The organism is Sphingobium sp. EM0848, from assembly GCF_013375555.1.
Lineage (GTDB): Bacteria > Pseudomonadota > Alphaproteobacteria > Sphingomonadales > Sphingomonadaceae > Sphingobium.
In genome coordinates, this window is sequence record NZ_JABXWB010000001.1 from 323790 (window position 1) to 340335 (window position 16546).

The 16546-nt window shown below is 63.6% G+C and carries 18 protein-coding genes; 5 read left to right on the forward strand and 13 right to left on the reverse strand.

Features of this window, described 5'->3' with window-relative positions:
* Positions 1 to 9 precede the first annotated feature (9 nt).
* The 3 genes from HUK73_RS01515 to HUK73_RS01525 are packed head-to-tail and all read right to left on the reverse strand — an operon-like array spanning position 10 to position 3199.
* Positions 10 to 585, reverse strand: coding sequence for a heme-copper oxidase subunit III (locus tag HUK73_RS01515; RefSeq protein ID WP_176590317.1), 576 nt, complete (start codon positions 583 to 585; stop codon positions 10 to 12).
* On the reverse strand, positions 582 to 2315 hold the full coding sequence (locus tag HUK73_RS01520; RefSeq protein WP_176590318.1) for a cbb3-type cytochrome c oxidase subunit I: 1734 nt from the start codon (positions 2313 to 2315) through the stop codon (positions 582 to 584). Before HUK73_RS01520 ends, HUK73_RS01515 begins: the two co-directional genes overlap by 4 nt.
* Positions 2315 to 3199 carry a cytochrome c oxidase subunit II gene (locus tag HUK73_RS01525; protein WP_176590319.1) on the reverse strand — a complete coding sequence of 295 codons (885 nt, stop codon included), beginning with the start codon at positions 3197 to 3199 and terminating at the stop codon, positions 2315 to 2317. The genes HUK73_RS01520 and HUK73_RS01525 overlap by 1 nt, the downstream gene beginning before the upstream one ends.
* A 504-nt stretch (positions 3200 to 3703) precedes the next feature.
* On the opposite strand from HUK73_RS01525, the gene HUK73_RS01530 reads away from it, so the two are divergent.
* From HUK73_RS01530 to HUK73_RS01545, 4 genes are all read left to right on the forward strand, one after another.
* Complete coding sequence (locus HUK73_RS01530) at positions 3704 to 4945, forward strand: pilus assembly protein TadG-related protein (protein ID WP_176590320.1); 1242 nt, start codon at positions 3704 to 3706, stop codon at positions 4943 to 4945.
* A gap of 1 nt (position 4946) precedes the next feature.
* Positions 4947 to 5396, forward strand: coding sequence for a TadE/TadG family type IV pilus assembly protein (locus HUK73_RS01535; RefSeq protein ID WP_176590321.1), 450 nt, complete (start codon positions 4947 to 4949; stop codon positions 5394 to 5396).
* On the forward strand, positions 5393 to 5773 hold the full coding sequence (locus HUK73_RS01540) for a TadE/TadG family type IV pilus assembly protein (protein ID WP_176590322.1): 381 nt from the start codon (positions 5393 to 5395) through the stop codon (positions 5771 to 5773). Before HUK73_RS01535 ends, HUK73_RS01540 begins: the two co-directional genes overlap by 4 nt.
* A gap of 112 nt (positions 5774 to 5885) precedes the next feature.
* Positions 5886 to 6926 carry a rod shape-determining protein gene (locus HUK73_RS01545; RefSeq protein ID WP_176590323.1) on the forward strand — a complete coding sequence of 347 codons (1041 nt, stop codon included), beginning with the start codon at positions 5886 to 5888 and terminating at the stop codon, positions 6924 to 6926.
* 47 nt (positions 6927 to 6973) lie between these two features.
* Here the strand turns inward: HUK73_RS01545 and HUK73_RS01550 are convergent, their stop codons facing one another.
* The 5 genes from HUK73_RS01550 to alr all read right to left on the reverse strand — a co-directional run bounded on the left by HUK73_RS01550 (position 6974) and on the right by alr (position 11702).
* Entirely contained in the window at positions 6974 to 7981 is a 1008-nt protein-coding gene (locus HUK73_RS01550; protein ID WP_176590324.1) for a class 1 fructose-bisphosphatase, read from the reverse strand.
* 133 nt (positions 7982 to 8114) lie between these two features.
* Positions 8115 to 8954 (reverse strand): shikimate 5-dehydrogenase, encoded by an 840-nt coding sequence (locus HUK73_RS01555; RefSeq protein WP_176590325.1) that lies wholly within the window; start codon positions 8952 to 8954, stop codon positions 8115 to 8117.
* Between the two features lie 2 nt (positions 8955 to 8956).
* A complete protein-coding gene (locus HUK73_RS01560; RefSeq protein ID WP_176590326.1) occupies positions 8957 to 9307 on the reverse strand; it encodes a RidA family protein in 351 nt (116 codons plus the stop codon).
* 17 nt (positions 9308 to 9324) lie between these two features.
* Positions 9325 to 10578, reverse strand: coding sequence for a D-amino acid dehydrogenase (locus tag HUK73_RS01565; protein ID WP_176590327.1), 1254 nt, complete (start codon positions 10576 to 10578; stop codon positions 9325 to 9327).
* The gene (gene alr, locus HUK73_RS01570; protein WP_176590328.1) at positions 10575 to 11702 is read right to left on the reverse strand and encodes an alanine racemase; all 1128 of its coding nucleotides are present in this window, start codon (positions 11700 to 11702) and stop codon (positions 10575 to 10577) included. Before alr ends, HUK73_RS01565 begins: the two co-directional genes overlap by 4 nt.
* A 116-nt stretch (positions 11703 to 11818) precedes the next feature.
* On the opposite strand from alr, the gene HUK73_RS01575 reads away from it, so the two are divergent.
* Positions 11819 to 12289: an Lrp/AsnC family transcriptional regulator gene (locus HUK73_RS01575; RefSeq protein ID WP_176590329.1), complete on the forward strand. Its 471-nt coding sequence runs from the start codon at positions 11819 to 11821 to the stop codon at positions 12287 to 12289.
* Between the two features lie 99 nt (positions 12290 to 12388).
* On the opposite strand, the gene HUK73_RS01580 is transcribed toward HUK73_RS01575, so the two are convergent.
* Genes HUK73_RS01580 through HUK73_RS01595 form a run of 5 tightly spaced genes read right to left on the reverse strand, consistent with a single transcriptional unit; the run spans position 12389 to position 16514 of the window.
* The gene (locus HUK73_RS01580; RefSeq protein ID WP_218036483.1) at positions 12389 to 13108 is read right to left on the reverse strand and encodes a TIGR02186 family protein; all 720 of its coding nucleotides are present in this window, start codon (positions 13106 to 13108) and stop codon (positions 12389 to 12391) included.
* Between the two features lie 41 nt (positions 13109 to 13149).
* Complete coding sequence (locus HUK73_RS01585) at positions 13150 to 14064, reverse strand: sulfite exporter TauE/SafE family protein (protein WP_176590331.1); 915 nt, start codon at positions 14062 to 14064, stop codon at positions 13150 to 13152.
* Positions 14065 to 14113: 49 nt separating this feature from the next.
* Positions 14114 to 14836: a hypothetical protein gene (locus HUK73_RS01590; RefSeq protein ID WP_369805416.1), complete on the reverse strand. Its 723-nt coding sequence runs from the start codon at positions 14834 to 14836 to the stop codon at positions 14114 to 14116.
* Positions 14833 to 15129: a hypothetical protein gene (locus tag HUK73_RS26645; RefSeq protein WP_255326163.1), complete on the reverse strand. Its 297-nt coding sequence runs from the start codon at positions 15127 to 15129 to the stop codon at positions 14833 to 14835. The genes HUK73_RS01590 and HUK73_RS26645 overlap by 4 nt, the downstream gene beginning before the upstream one ends.
* A complete protein-coding gene (locus tag HUK73_RS01595) occupies positions 15126 to 16514 on the reverse strand; it encodes a glycosyl transferase family protein (RefSeq protein WP_369805506.1) in 1389 nt (462 codons plus the stop codon). Before HUK73_RS01595 ends, HUK73_RS26645 begins: the two co-directional genes overlap by 4 nt.
* Positions 16515 to 16546: the final 32 nt, after the last annotated feature.

Genomic DNA, 16546 nt, shown 5'->3' on the forward strand with positions numbered 1-16546 from the left:
GATACATCCTCAAGTCAAAAGGAGCAAAGCGGCCAGAATCAACCAGATGACCAACAGAAAATGCCAGTAGATCGCGCACAGCGCGACGTTGCGCATATTCGCCGCCGCCAGCGCGCGCCCGGCGGCGACCAGTCCGCCCACTATGTGCAGCCCGTGCAGCGCCGTCAGCAGATAGAAAAAGGCATTGGCCGGATTGGTGGACAGATAATAGCCTGCCGCCTGATAATGCTGCCACAGCAGCACCTGCCCAGCAAGGAACAGCATGCCCAGCGCCGCCCCGGCGATCGCCGCGCGGATATCGCCCCTGCGCCGCGCCCCCTCCCACGCAAGGCTGCTCGCGATCAGCACCAGCGTGTTGATCCACAGCAGCGGCGGGTGGGGCATGGGTTTCCAGTCATGGACATGGTCCACGCCGCCATGCAGGCCCATGCGCATCAGATAGGCCGCGACCAGCAATGTGAACATCACCGTCGCCACGGCGAAATAGGCCAGCGTCCCGACCGTGCCCGCCGAGGGGCGCTCCCGCTCCACCGGCTGCTCGCCCGGTTCCCAGCTCTTTTCCGTCAGGCGGGCGAGGATGCTCATGCGCGCGGCTCCGGCTCTCGCGGCTCCGTCTGGGGGATGAAGTCGCGCGGCGCTCCCGGCACGCTATAGTCATAGGCCCAGCGATAGACGACGGGCAGATGCGGCCCCCAATTGCCATGGGCGGGCGGCGTATCGGGCGTCTGCCATTCCAGGCTCGCTGCGCCCCAGGGATTGGGATCGGCGCGCGGCCCCCGGAACAGGCTCCAGATCATGTTGAAGAAGAACAGCCCCTGCGCGCAGAAGACGATCAGTGCGGCAATGCTGATCCATTCATTGGCCAGATGCACGGACGGGGGAATGAAGTCCGCCTGACCCAGCGCATAATAACGGCGCGGCACGCCCAATATGCCGAGATAATGCATCGGCAGGAAAATCGCATAGACGCCAAGGAAGGTGATCCAGAAATGCAGCTTGCCCAATGTGTCGTTCCACATCCGCCCGAAAATCTTGGGATACCAGTGATAGATGGCGCCGAAGATCACTAGCACCGGCGACACGCCCATCACCATATGAAAATGCGCGACGACGAAGAAGGTGTCGGACAAGGGCACGTCAACACTGACATTGCCCAGAAACAGCCCCGACAAGCCGCCATGAATGAAGGTGAAGATAAAGGCGATGGCGAACAGCATCGGCACGCGCAGATGGATGTCGCCGCGCCATAATGTCAGCAGCCAGTTATAGACCTTGATCGCCGTCGGAATGGCGATGATCAGCGTCGATGTCGCGAAGAAGAAGCCGAAATAGGGGTTCATGCCCGACACATACATATGATGCGCCCAGACGAGGAAGCTCAGCGCGCCGATGATGACGATCGCCCACACCATCATGCGGTAACCGAAGATATTGCGCCGCGCATGGACGCTGATCAGGTCCGACACGATGCCGAAGGCGGGCAGGGCGACGATATAGACTTCGGGATGGCCGAAGAACCAGAAGAGATGCTGGAAGAGCAGGGGGCTGCCGCCCTGCGTCGGCGTGATCGCGCCCATGGACTGCATGGTCGGCATGAAGAAGCTGGTGCCCGCCAGATGATCGAACAGCATCATGATCGCCGCGACGAACAAGGCGGGGAAAGCGAGCAAACCCATCACGGACGCCGTAAAAATCCCCCATACCGAAAGGGGCATCCGCATCAGCGTCATGCCCTTGGTCCGCGCTTGCAACACCGTGGTCACATAGTTGAGGCCGCCCATAGTGAAGGCCGCGACGAAGATAGCGAGGCTCACCAACATGGTGACGATGCCCCACTGATGCCCCGGCGTCCCCTCGCTGATGGCCTGCGGCGGATAGAGCGTCCAGCCCGCGCCCGTAGGCCCGCCCGGTACGAAGAACCCCGTCACCAGCACGATCACTGAGAGCAGATAGAACCAGTAGCTCAGCATGTTGACGAAGGGGAACACCATGTCCCGCGCCCCGATCATCAACGGGATCAGATAATTGCCGAACCCGCCCAGCAGCAGCGCCGTCAGCAGATAAACGACCATGATCATGCCGTGCATCGACACGAATTGCAGATAATTGTCGGGCTGGATTGCCGGAAAGGCCCCCGGAAAGCCCAGTTGCAACCGCATCAACGCCGACAGCACCAGCGCCACCAGTCCAATGGCGATGGCGGTGCAGCTATATTGAATGGCGATGACCTTGTGATCCTGACTCCAGACATATTTTGTGACCCAGCTATGCGGATGATGCAGCGGGCGCAGGTCGTCAGCCAAAGTGGTAGCCATCAGCGAATGCTCCAGGAGGTGGGCGTAGAACAGGCATTGGCTTTGATGATCAGGATCGACATGGCGGCCGGCGGCGCTTGCGCCAAAATCTGGCTGAAGCTGGTCTGCTGCGCCTGCCATTGGGCGAAGGCCTTGGGCGTTTCCACCACCACCCGGCCGCGCATGGCGTGATGGCCCGTGCCGCACAGTTCGGCGCAGAGAATGTCGAACGTGCCCGTCTTCGTCGGCGTCAGCCAGAAATAGGTGACGATGCCGGGCACCATGTCCATCTTTGCGCGAAATTCCGGCACATAGAAATCGTGCAGCACATCCTTGGACCGCAGCACGACCTTCACCGGCTTGCCGACCGGCAGATGCAGGTCGCCGCCCTCCACCACCAGATCGTCGCGCCCATAGGGGTCGAGCGGATCGAGCCCCAGCCCGTTATCCGGCGTGATGAACTTGACCCCCGCCGCGCCCAGCACGCCATCGGGTCCGGGATAGCGGAAGGACCATTGCCATTGCTGGCCGACCGCCTCGATCACGGTGGCTTCCTTGGGCACGGACACATATTTGCCCCATGCCGCCAGCCCCGGCGCCAGCATCCCGGCGATGCCGATGGCGGTCCAGAGCGTCAGCCGCTTCTCCAGCGAAGGATTTTCCGGCTCATAATGCGCCTTATGCCCCAGCCCCCGATATTCTGGGCGATGGCGATATTTGACCAGCGCCCAGGCGAGGAAAAGGTTCAGCCCCACGAAAGCCGCCGCGCAAATCCACAGTGTCACGTCGAGCGCGGAATCGATCGATCCCCAATTGGATGCGATGGGCGTGCGCCACCACGGGCTGAACAGGTGAAAGGCGACAGACCCGATCACGAGCATGGCGATGGCTACCGCAACCGGCACAAGCCCTCTCCCACATATGCAGACGCTCGCAGCCTATCCGTTGGGCATTTCGAGTCGCCCCGGTAATAACCAACGGGCAAAATACAGAAAAAGTGCCGATGGGGAAAGCGGTCGGCAGAGGGCCTCGCTGCTGCGTCCATAGGTGAGGTCGATGGCGCGCTATTGTTTCGCCTGCGATCTATAAAACAGCGGCCCTTGATAGCTGTCATGTCAGGGCGCATGATTTCATGAATTTTATAAGATGGTCGCGCCTCAATATAGGAATATAGAAAAATTTCATTTCGGAAAATCTCGAAATATTCCGCCATATATAGGAATATTATTCAGAATTATTCAAAATAATGACTTATGAAATGGCGATATATTTTAGATTATACTTTCTATATCCTTGGATATAAACTTTTCAACAGGCGTGCTAACGGAAAAATAAAGATTTTGTTAACCGATAATATTTAAAATCGTCCCCGGTCTGAAGGGATGCCTTCGGTACAGGAAGGGAATGGCATGTTCGGCGGATCGATGGGGCGATTGCTGCGGGACAGGACAGGCAATGTCCTGATGATGGCGGCTGCCTCCATGCCCATATTGGTCGGCGCAGCCGGTCTTGCGACCGATACGGTGCAATGGACCTTGTGGAAGCGGCAGGTTCAGCGCCAGGCGGATTCCGCCGCGCTGGCCGGGGCTTTTGCCCTGGCGCAGGGTTTCAGCGCATCGGACAGCGCGACGTCCGACATCAACCGCATGGCGCTTGTCACGCTGTCGCAGACGCCGACCATCGAAAACGCCCCAACCGCAGGCGCCTATGCCGGCAATAACAGCGCGGTGCGCGTGGTGCTGCAAACCACGCAGGAACTGCCCTTTTCGAAGATGCTGGGGGTCAAGGCGCCGATCATTTCCGGCGAAGCGACGGCGGCGGTCATCAGCCAGGGGGAATATTGCGTCGTCTCGCTCGAAAAAACGAGCGCGGTCGGCATCACCCTTCAGGGCAATGCCACGGTCGATCTGGGCTGCGGCATCGCCACCAACTCGCACTCGTCCAACGCGGTTTCCGCGGGTGGCAGCAGCACGGTGACGGCGACCCCGGTCGCGGCGGTCGGCGGTCTGCAATCCAGTTCCAACTATGTCGCGCCGACCACGCTGCTACCCTATAGTATCCCTCAGCCGGACCCATATGCCGCACTGCCGACGCCCAGTGTCTCCGGCTGTTCGGCCAAGGTCAGCGTCAATTCGAACGGCACCAGTTCGATCAATCCCGGCTGCTACAAGGGCTTCGACATCAAGGGCACGCTGAACATGGCGCCCGGCATCTATTATGTCGACGGCAGCAGTTTCAGCGCCAATGCGCAGGCTGTCATAAACGGCACCGGCGTCACCATCATCCTCACAAGCAGCAGTGCCGCCACCAATCCCAGCCAGATCGCCACGGTGAGCATCAATGGCGGTGCGACGATCAACCTGTCGGCGCCGACCAGCGACACCTATTCGGGCATCCTCTTCTATCAGGACCGGCGCGCGCTGGATTCGGGCGTCAACAACATCAACGGCAATTCCCTTTCCTCCTTCCAGGGCGCTTTCTATTTCGCGTCGCAGGAACTGCAGTTCAACGGCACGTCGGGCATGACCACCAAATGCGTGAAGATGGTGAGCCGGCGCGTCACCTTCACCGGCAACAGCAAGATCGTCAATCAATGCACCGGGACGGGGACTACGCCGATAACCGGCTCGCTGGTAAAGCTGGTCGGCTGACATGAAGCGTCTTGCCACGGACCAGTCAGGCACCAGCACCGTCGAACTGGCGATCATCATGCCGGTGCTGGCGCTGCTGACCTTCATGGCGGCGGATATCGCCATGGCCTTCAAGGCGAAGATCGGATTGCAGCGCGCGGCCGAGCGCACGGCGCAGATGGCGACCGCCGCGGGCATCAACGGCGCGGCCTATGGCACCGACAATCTGAAAGCCGATGCCGCCGCCGCGGCGGGCGTTGCGACGGGCAATGTCAACGTCACCAAGACCCTGCTGTGCAACGGCGTCCAGAGCGCCTCCGATCCATGTCCGGACGGTCAGCAGATATCGCGCTATGTCGCGATCAGCATTGCGGAGACATATATGCCCATGTTCGCCAAGCTCGCGCCCGGCACCACATGGTCGGCCCAGGGGATTGCGCTGACGGGCTCCGCATCGGTGCGCATGCAATGATCCGCCTGCTTCGCAATCAGCGCGGTGCGGCCGCAATTGAATTCTGCCTCGCCTTGCCGCCTTTTCTGATGCTGCTGATGGGCGCGCTTCAACTCGGCATCATCGCCTCCGCGCGCACCGGCCTGCAACATGCGGTGGATGAAGGCGCGCGCTATGCGTCCATCTATCCCGCGCCAACCGACGCGGATGTCATCGCCAAGGTGAAGAGCCGTGAATTTGGCCTGGACCCGGCTTATACCAACGACCCGACGATCGTGCAGGGCACGCAATATGGCGTTTCCTACAGGGAAATCACGATGACCTATTCCCGGCCGCTGAATTTCATCGTCTTCCAGACGGCGCCGCTGTCGATCAGTTATACCCGCCGGTCTTACTGAGTCCTCAACTGGCCTCACTTACCGGACGGGCTGTCGCACCGCTCTTCTGCCGGGCAGGACGACTATGCAGGGGGAGCCGTCCCGCATTCCAGCACAGATTGTCCCCCCATCGATGAAACTGCCGCGCTTCTTTTCCTCGTCCGCCTGCGACATGGCCATCGACCTTGGGACCGTCAACACGGTCATCTATGTGCGCGATCGCGGCATCGTCCTCAATGAACCCTCCGTCATCGCGATCGAGACGCGCGACGGCATCCGCAAGGTGAAGGTCGTCGGCAACGAGGCCAAGCTGATGATGGGCAAGACCCCGAACGGCATCCAGGCGATCCGCCCCTTGCGCGACGGCGTGATCGCGGACCTTGAAGTCGCGGAACAGATGATCAAGCATTTCATGGACAAGGCGCTTGGCGGCCACAGCCGCTTCGGCCGCCGTCCTGAGGTGGTGATCTGCGTGCCCACCGGGTCCACCATGGTGGAACGTCGCGCCCTGCGCGATGCGGCCTCCAACGCCGGGGCGTACAAGGTCCAGCTGATCGAGGAACCGATGGCCGCCGCGATCGGCGCCGACCTGCCCGTCACCGAACCGCGTGGCGCAATGGTGGTCGACATTGGCGGCGGCACGACGGAGGTGGCGGTCCTGTCGCTGCGCGGCATCGCCTACAGCAGTTCGGTGCGGGTCGGCGGCGACCGGCTGGACGACGCCATCGCCTCCCATATTCGCCGCACCCATAATCTGATGATCGGGGAAGCCACATCCGAACGGGTGAAGTGCATGCTGGGCGCGGCCACGCAGCCTGAAGGCGAAGGCCGCCGCATGGTCGTGAAGGGCCGGGATCTGGTCAACGGCCGTCCAGCGGAAATGACGATCGGCGAGGCGGAGATCGTCGACGCCCTGTCGGAGCCGGTGGGCCAGATCAAGATGGCGGTGATGACCGCGCTGGAACAGACCGCGCCTGAACTGTCCGCCGACATTATCGACGAAGGGATCACCCTGACCGGCGGCGGGGCACTGCTCCAGCGCCTCGACGAAGCGCTGTCCGATGCGACCGGTCTGCCGGTGACGGTCGCGGACTCGCCGTTGATCAGCGTCGCGACCGGCGCGGGCAGGGCGCTGGAAGACCGCGCCTATGAAGGCGTTCTGACGGTTTCCTGACTATTCTCCCCGTTCCCGCGCAGGCGGGAACGGGGAAGGATCAGCCCTTATCCCTGCCGCCCATAGGCGACCACCGTCTCCACCTCGGCCTTGTCGCCCAGCACGACGCCGACCCGCTGGTGCAGTCCCGTCGGCGTGACTTCCATGATCCGGTCGAAGCCGTTGCTCGCCGCGCCGCCGGCCTGCTCGACCAGGAAGGACATGGGGTTCGCCTCATACATCAGGCGCAGCCGCGCCTTGCCGGCTTCGCGATGATCGGCGGGATAGAGGAAGATGCCGCCCCGCTTCAGGATGCGATGCACGTCCGCCACCATCGAAGCGGTCCAGCGCATGTTGTAATCCTTGCCCAGCGGCCCCTCGGTGCCCTGGATGCGCTCCTCGATATAGCGTGCGACGCCCGGCGACCATTGCCGCCGCCGCGCCATGTTGATGGCGAATTCGGCATTGCCCTGCGGCATCCGCATCGGCCCGTCGGTCATCCGCCACGACCCGATTTCCCGGTCCAGCGTGAACTCGTAAACCCCCGTGCCGACGGTCAGCACCAGCAGCGTCTGCGGCCCGTAGATCGCATAGCCTGCCGCGACCTGCTGCGTGCCGGGCTGGAGGAAATCCTGCTCCGTCACCTCGCGGCCCGAACATTCCTCCGGCGCCTTGAGCACGGAGAAGATGGTGCCGACGCTCAGGTCGACATCGATATTGCTGGACCCGTCGATCGGATCGAACATCATCAGATATTCGCCCTTGGGGTAGCGATTGGGGATGCGATGGATCGTCTCCATCTCTTCCGACGCCATGGCGGCCAGATGCCCGCCCCATTCATTGGCGTCCAGCAGCAGTTCATTGGCGATCACGTCCAGCTTCTTCTGGACTTCCCCCTGCACATTCTCGCTGCCCAGGCTCCCCAGCACCTCGCCCAGCGCACCCTTGGACACGCTATGGCAGATCGTCTTGCAGGCGCGGGCGACCGTCTCGATCAGCAGACGCAGTTCGGACGGAATGGCATTGGCCTCTCGCTGCTGCTCGATCAGGAAGCGGGTCAGGGTGACGGACTGCATAGGCGGTGTACTCGCTCAAGAGGGAATGGCGGGCGGATGCGCGCCATGCAAGGAAGTGGTGAACGCCGTAGCCGCCGGAACGGCAACAGAAAAGGTCCAATTCACGATGCCCCCATAAGCGGGGACGACCCGTTCAGCCATCAAGGCTGGCCGCCACCTCCGCGCCATGCGCGAACCGCGTCGCTTCCCGCACCTGCTCAGGCGAAGGACGGATGCCGGTATAGAGCAGGAACTGCTCCACGGCCTGGAGCACGACGACCTCCCCGCCGGAAATGATCGCCTTGCCCGCCGCCCGCGCCGCGCGGATGAAGGGCGTTTCGACCGGCAGCGCCACAACGTCGAAGGCTACGTCGCAGGCGGTGATGAATGCCGCGGGAAAGGCCATCGCCTCGCTGTCCGGTCCCTCCATGCCCAGCGGCGTCACATTGACGAGCAGCGCCGCCGCCGCATCGGGCAGGTCCGCCCGCCATCCATAGCCATATTGCGCCGCCAGCGCCCGGCCCGCCGCCTCGTTGCGTGCGACGATGGTGCCGTCCGCAAAGCCCGCGTCGCGCAGCGCCGCCACCACCGCCTTCGCCATGCCGCCGCTGCCCCGCAGCAGGAAGGGCAGGGGCCTGGCGATCCGCCGCTCCAGCAGATCGCGCACCGCCGCATAGTCGCTATTATAGCCGGTCAACACGCCGTCATCGTTGACGATGGTGTTCACGCTGTCGATGACCCGCGCCGACTCCTCCAGACCGTCGATCAGCGGAATGACGGCTTCCTTGAACGGCATGGAGATGGCGCATCCCCTGATCCCCAGCGCCCGGACGCCGCCAATCGCCGCGGGCAGGTCCGTGGTGCTGAAGCTCTTGTACACATAATCCAGCCCCAGCAGTTCATAGAGCCGGTTGTGCAGCCGCGACCCCGCATTGCCGGGGTGGCCTGACAGCGACATGCACAAACGGGTATCGCGTCCAATCGGCGGTTTCATGATTATTTCGCTTTGGCGGCGGTGATGATGATCTCCACCTTATAGTCCGGGCTGGCCAGCTTCGCTTCGCCGGTCGCGCGGGCAGGGGCCTCCGCATCCGCGATCCACGCGTCCCAGACCGCGTTCATCTCCGCAAAGTCATTCATGTCCGCCAGCCAGATCTGCGCCATCAGCATATGGTTCCTGCTGCTGCCAGTACGTTCCAGCAGGGCGTCGATCTCGGCCAGAACGGCCTTGGTCTGCGCGGTCACGCTCTCGCCCGGCGCGCCAATCTGTCCCGCCAGATAGATGGTGTCGCCATGGATGACGGCCTCGCTCATGCGCGGGCCACGGTCGATGCGGGTGATGGTCATGGTGATACTCCCTTCCGTTAAGAATAGCGGCTGATGGCAAGATCGGCCGTCTCGATGCCGGGCCTCCGCCCGCCGATGATGTCCGCGATCACATGCCCCGACCCACAGGCCATGGTCCATCCCAATGTACCATGCCCCGTATTGAGGAAGAGGTTGGAAATCTTCGTCGGCCCGATGACCGGCGTGCTGTCCGGCGTCATCGGCCGCAGCCCGGACCAGAAACTGGCCCGTGACAGATCGCCCGCGCCGGGGAACAGCGATCCCACAGAATATTCCAGCGTGTCCCGCCGCGCCTTGGGCAGCCCCCTGGAATAGCCGGACAGCTCCGCCATCCCGCCGACCCTGATCCGGTCGCCCAGCCGCGTGATCGCCACCTTGTAGCTTTCATCGAGCAGCGTCGACACCGGCGCGCGCCCTTCCTCGACGATCGGCACGGTGATCGAATAGCCCTTCACCGGATAGACCGGCAGCCTGATCCCCAGCGGCGCCAGCATCAGCGGCGAATAGCTGCCCATCGCCACCAGAAAAGCGTCGGCAAAGACATGCCCCTTGTCGGTTTCGACATGGCTGACCTTGCCGTCCTTCACCGCGATCCGTCCGATGGTCCGGCCGTTGAGGAAGGTCACGCCCTTGGCCTTCGCCATCTCCGCCAGCGCATTGGTGAATTTGAAGCAATCCCCCGTCTCGTCATTGGGCAGACGCAGCCCGCCCGCCAGCGGCACGCCGCTGCCCGCCAGTCCCGGCTCGGCGGCGATGCAACCCGCCGCGTCCAGCACTTCGAAGGGCACGCCATCCGCCTTCAGCACGGCAATATCCTTGGCGATGCCGTCCAACTGCTTCTGCTCGCGGAACAGCTGCAACGTGCCCCGCGACCGTTCATCATAACTTATGCCGGTTTCCCGCCGCAGGTCGATCAGCCGGTCGCGGCTATACTCCGCCAGCCGCACCATCCGGCTCTTGTTGACCGCATAGGCCCGCTCATTGCAGTTCCCCAGCATCGCCACCATCCAGCGCAGCATCGCCAGGTCCATCTGAGGCCGCAGGATCAGCGGGGCGTGACGCATGAACAGCCAGCGCAGCGCCTTCATCGGTATCCCCGGCGCCGCCCAGGGCGAGGCATAGCCCGGCGAAATCTCCCCCGCATTGGCAAAGCTGGTTTCCAGCGCCGGGCCGTCCTGCCGGTCGATCACCGTCACCTCATGCCCGGCCTCCGCCAGATACCAGGCGGATGTGACGCCGATCACACCGCTGCCGAGAATAGTGACCTTCATGCCATGATGCTCCGCTTGTGGGGGACAGTCGCCGCCTGAATTTCCCGGCAATAGCGTTGCCCGAACTGGGTCAGTATTTCATAGGAAATGGTGCCGGCGTCGGCGGCGACATCATCGATTGTCTGGTGGGGACCGATCAGTTCCACCGGCGCGCCGGGATAAAGAAGCGCATCCGGCACATCGGTCACGTCCAGCGTGATGCTGTCCATCGACACCCGTCCGACGATCGGCACGCGGATGCTCCCGATAAAGGCCGAGCCGACATTGCCCAGATGACGCGGCCAGCCATCGGCATAGCCGATCGGAATGGTCGCGATCCGCGTCGGACGCTCGCAGCGATGGGTCAGGCCATAGCCGACGCCCGCACCCGCTGGAATCCGGCGCAATTGCGTGATCCGCGCTTCCAGCGCCACCACGGGCCGCATCGGATTGGGCGCGCCCTGCGGCGCCCCGCCATAGAGCGCGATCCCGGCGCGAACGAGATCGAAATGCCCGCGCTTCAGGAAAGCGCCGCCGCTATTGTCGAGTGCGCGCGGCACATCGGGGAAATGCCGGGCCAGCGCCTCGAAATTGCCCCGCTGCACATCGTTGAACGCCGCATCGGGATCGTCCGCGCAGGCCAGATGGCTCATGATGAGTTTGAGGTCGATGCCGTCCAGCCACTCAGGCTCGGCAATCAGGATCGCGACCTCCTCCGGCGGCAGGCCCAGCCGTGACATGCCGCTATCCACCTGCAGCGCGGCAGGTAGGCGCCGCCCCAGCGCACGCGCCTGCTTCGCCCAGCGCGCAATCTGGTCGAGAGAGTTCAGCACCGGGATCGCGCCGATTGCCGCGCATTCCCCTTCCGCACCCGGTTGCAGCCCGTTGAGGACGAACAGCGCCACGCCTTCCCGCAAGGCCGGTTTCAGCGCCACGGCCTCACCCAGCAGGGCGACGAAGAAATGGCGGCATCCCGCGTCCATCAGCGTCGCGGCGACATGCTCGACGCCCAGACCATAGCCGTTGGCCTTCACCACCCCGGCGACCGTCGCGGGCGCGACCTGACGCTGGATGATCCGGTAATTGTCGGCCAGCGCTTCCAGATCGATGCGCAATATGGCTCCGGCGGTATCAATGGACGGCATGGTGCTTCCTCTCCATGCCATGCTACCGGGCTATGACGCGAATAGGCTCCCATATGTTCGAAGGATCGTCTAATAATGGCGAATTATCGGACGATCCTTCACAGGAAATGCAATAAATGACAGAATCGCTCGACGCCGTGGACCGCTCGATCATCCGCCTGCTGCGCCTCAACGCCCGCCGTCCCAATTCGGAGATCGCCGCCGAAGTCGGCCTGTCGCCGTCCGCCTGCCATCGCCGCATCCGCATGCTGGAGGATGCGGGCGTCATTCGCGGCTACACCATCGTCACCGCCCCCATCGAACAGGAAGGCCGCGCCGTGGACGTGCTGGTGCAGGTGACGCTGGACCGCCAGACCGAGGATTATCTCGCCCGCTTCGAACATGCGGTGCGGCAATGCCCGGAAATCCGCGAATGTTTCCTGATGACCGGGGGGGTGGATTACTGGCTGCGCGTCCAGACCGAAAGCGTCGCCGCCTATGAAGCGATCCACAGCGAGATATTGTCGCGCATGCCCGGCGTGACCCGCATCAACAGCAGCATCGCCATGCGCGACGCCCTGCGTCCGCGCAAATCCGCGCGGCGCTAGAGCGGTTTTCGATCTGACTGAGTCAGATCGGACGCTCTATTCTTTTGTTTTACCGCGATTTCTTAACCGTCAGATGATGCCATCTGACTGGAAATTGCTCTAAATCCGCTTGGCGATCGCGCCCGCCGCCCAGCCCATGCCGACCGCCAGCATCATCGCCACCAGCCCGTAGAAAAACGGCCATTGTTCCGCCGCGACCGCCATGAAGCGTTCGAACCCCGACTTGCGGATGGTGATGTCGCGCACCGCCGCCGCGACCACGCGGCCATCCTGCACCAGAAAGGTTTCCGCCGTATAATCGCCCACGATCACCCGCGCCGACAAAGGCAGCCGCGCCCGGTAAAGCACGCCGTCGGTGATCTCCACCGTCCCCTGCTGCTCGACATACAGGCCCGCGCGCTGGCGCAGGTCGATCAGCCCCTTCTGGAACCTGTCCAGTTCCGCGCTGTCATTGAGCGAGGAGGGGGAAAGCTGGAGCTTGTCCACGCCCATTTCATAGATCGCCGCCGTCCGCTCATCGACCACCTTGGCGATGGGCCGGGAGGACGCGATGGCATAGAAACTCGGCGCCGACCGGAACCGCGTGCTGTCGGCATTGACCCAGATGCCCGCGACCTTTTGCTTCTCGCGCATGGTGATCGACTGGTCCGGGCCTTTCAGCACCACCATGACGTCGGCGGGCTTTTTGGGCCGTCGCCCGTCAGGATAGACGATGGCGCCGAACAGCAGCAGGTCGGCGCCGGTGAAGCTGTACTGAATCTCGACATCGCGCTGCGACACGTCGGGCACCAGCATCGGTTCGTCCGCCCCGATGAGCATGGGCGTCAGCAGCAGCAGGGCCGGGAGCAGGGCGAGCCGCTTCACCGGACCTCGACCGTATAGAGCTCATCAGGCCGGAATCCGAGGCCCAGCGCCATGCGCGCCGCCACCAACAGCACGATGGCGGCCAGCAATATGCGCAGATATTCGGGCCGGATCGTCATGGAGAGGCGCGTCCCCACCTGCGCGCCGGTGACGCTGCCGATCAGCAGCAGCATGGCCAGCACCAGATCGACGGCATGGGTGGTCATGGCGTGCATCATCGTCGTCGCCATGGTCACGAACAAAATCTGGAACAGCGATGTGCCGACCACCGACTGGGTTGTCATGCCCAGCAGATAGAGCATGGCCGGGACCAGAATGAACCCGCCGCCCACGCCCAGCAACATGGTGAGGATGCCCGTCGCCATGCCCAGCAGCAGCGGCGCCAGCGGCGAGATATAGAGGCCGGAGCGATAGAAACGCCATCGCATCGGCAAGGACGCGACCAGCGGGTGATGCCGCCGCTTGCGCGCCTGGATCTTCTGTCCGCTCTTGAGCGCGATCAATGCCTGAATCGATTCCTTCGCCATCAGCGAACCGATCCCGCCCAGCATCAGCACATAGAGGATGCCGATCACCGTATCGATCTGGCCGATCGCCTGCAGCAGCCGGAAGATCAGCACGCCCAGCCCCGCGCCAACCACGCCGCCCGCGATCAGCACGCCGCCCATGCGGAAATCCACCGTGCCGCGCGACATATGGGTGACGACGCCCGACACGCTGGCGCCCGTCACCTGACTCGCGGCGGATGCGGCCGCGACGGTCGGCGGAATGCCGTAGAAAATCAGCAGCGGCGTGGTCAGAAATCCGCCGCCGACCCCGAACATGCCCGACAGCAGGCCCACCACGCCGCCCAGGGCAATGATGACCAGCGCGTTCACCGATAGATTGGCGATGGGCAGATAAAGGTCCATGGAGTTGTTGGGTTAAGCGCAATATGCGGAGAGATAAAGGCGCTTCCTCTTAAAAATCCGCGCCCAGCGTCACGGCGAGCCCCGACAGTGGTGCGGCGTGTCCCGCGATCCTTTCCCGCCATTCGACGGTCAGCCGTGCGGCCACGGGTTTGATCGGCAATCGGACCTGAATCTCCGGGCCGATATCGAGTCGTTCGACATGCGGCTGCGCGCCGCCGGACAGGCTTGCGCCGATCCGCACGGGGGTTTCCCGGACCGGCGAGAGCAGCGCCATCTTCCCGTCGACAAACAGGTCGTTCGACCGGAAGCCGACCATGCCGCCCTGCGCATAGGCTTCGACCTCCAGAAAGGGTAGGACGGGTGTGGGGCCGAAGCCACCCACCGCCATCACCGCATTGGCGTTGCGACCGCCCTTGCCGAGCGCGATCCGGCGCTCGGCGGCAAAGCTGATTGGAACGGCGCGCGCCGGCTGCCACGCCAGCCCCAGCGCGGCTTCGGGGGAGGCGGGCCGGTTCAGCGCAGCGCTCGCCCGTGCATAAACAGTGGCCCGGCTGGAAGAATGCGGCGTCAGGTCGAAATCGATGCGAACCCCCGCCTGCGATCCGCCGAGCTTGCCTCCTGCAATGGCATCGGCCTGCGTCGCGCCACCGTCACGCCAAAGGAACCAGGCGCTCCCGTGCCAGCGATCGACGCTTGCTGCCCGCGGGGGTGCCAGGGGTATGGCGGGGGCTGGGTTGATCGCGGGGGCTACTTCCGCAGTCTGTTGCGTCACCGGCAGAGCGACGGGAAGGCCGCCGCAGTTTGGGACGCGGCCCTCTGGACGGAAGCCCGGCGCACCGGGCGCCGAAGGATCGGCGCAAATGGCCGCTCCGGTTGCGCGGCAACCTGCCACAACAGATGGCCGGTCTCCGCCGAAGCCGCCCGGATTTTCGTGGGTGCGGGAGCAGGGGGAGGCGTCGGCCCGGCCGCCATCTCCCCGCCGGGACTGAGCAGCCGGATGACGATCCAACCGGCCATGACAAGAGCGAAGAAGCGAACCGGCCGTCCGCTTGCGGTCTGGTTCATGCGGGTGATTCCAGATCGGGAAAGCGGTGCCGCGTCTTGTCCCATGTCAGCGGCCTGCCGATCAGCGATCGGAGATAAAGGACCATCGCCCGCCGTGTGGCCATCATCGCGATGATATTGGCGACGATCGTGCGGGGTATCGCCCCCAGCCCATGGCCCCAGCCATAGCTGATCCCGACGAACAGCGCGCGCATCGCCATACGCCACGCCATGAAGCCGAAATTGATCCACAACAGCGCTTCCATGACGGGGGATGGCGTAAAACCCGCGCCCAGCCCGAACAGGCTGCCCAGCAGCAACACGCCCCACAGCATCAGCGCCAGATAGGCCGTGAACAGAATGATGGCGGCCAGGGCAGCGCGGCGGTCCCGCATGCGCATCCACCATTCGGCCGGCCCGCCCTGCCAGCCCATGCGATCCCATCCGGCCAGTGAAATGCCGACCATCCACCGCGCCTTCTGGGTGACGGCGTCCTTCAGGCTGTCGGGGAAATATTCCCTGGTGGCGACCAGATTTCCATCGCTGTCGCGCATGCGGACGAATATGCCGCGCCCGCCGATATTGCCGATGCGCAGGCCGACTTCATAATCCTCGGTCAGCGATGCGGGATCGAACGGTCCGCCACTTTCCGGGTTCACCAACTGCGCCAGGGTCTGCCGTTCGAACGCGCAGGCCACGCCGGCGGAGGGCATGGAGGCGCCCATCGCTTCCCGCACCGTCAGATATTTCCCATGGCTTTCGGCAAATTCATCGCAATAATGATTGGCAATCGCCCTTGCCCACCAGCCGCCTTGCCCCGGCAGGGGCAGAACCGGAAGCTGAACAAGCTGGAACCGATCGGTCATCACGTCGAACAGACGAATCTCGTCGCGATGGACGACATCCTCCGCATCATGCAGGACGATGGCCTTGAAGCCGACGCCCGTGCGCGCTTCTTCCTTCAGCATGGCACGCCAGGCGACGTTCAGGCAGTCCGCCTTGGTGGTCGGTCCATCCCGTTCGTTGAGACAGAGGATCAGCCTGTCCTCGCCCGCCGCCATCGGCGCGACGGCATTCAGCGTCGCCCGGTCATTGGGATAGAGGCCGACGAAAATCCGATAGTCCTGCCGTCCCCAACTGGCGAGCGCATGGCGCAGCATCGGCCCGATCACATCCGCTTCGCGCCAGGCGGGGATGAAGATGGCGATGCGGCCGGGCTGATCGGAAAGGGGCAGGGTCGCCGTCGTCATCCGCTGGTGGCGGGAATAGACGGTCAGTTTGCGCCACAGGCGGCGGCACAGGAACAGAAGATCGATGATGACATCGTCGATACCGCCAATCGCCAGCCCCACGACCGCGAATAACAGGATTTCATGATGCGCCTTCGCCAGTAAGGCGAAGAATATCTCCCCCACGGTTCAGCCCCCTTCATCCCCGA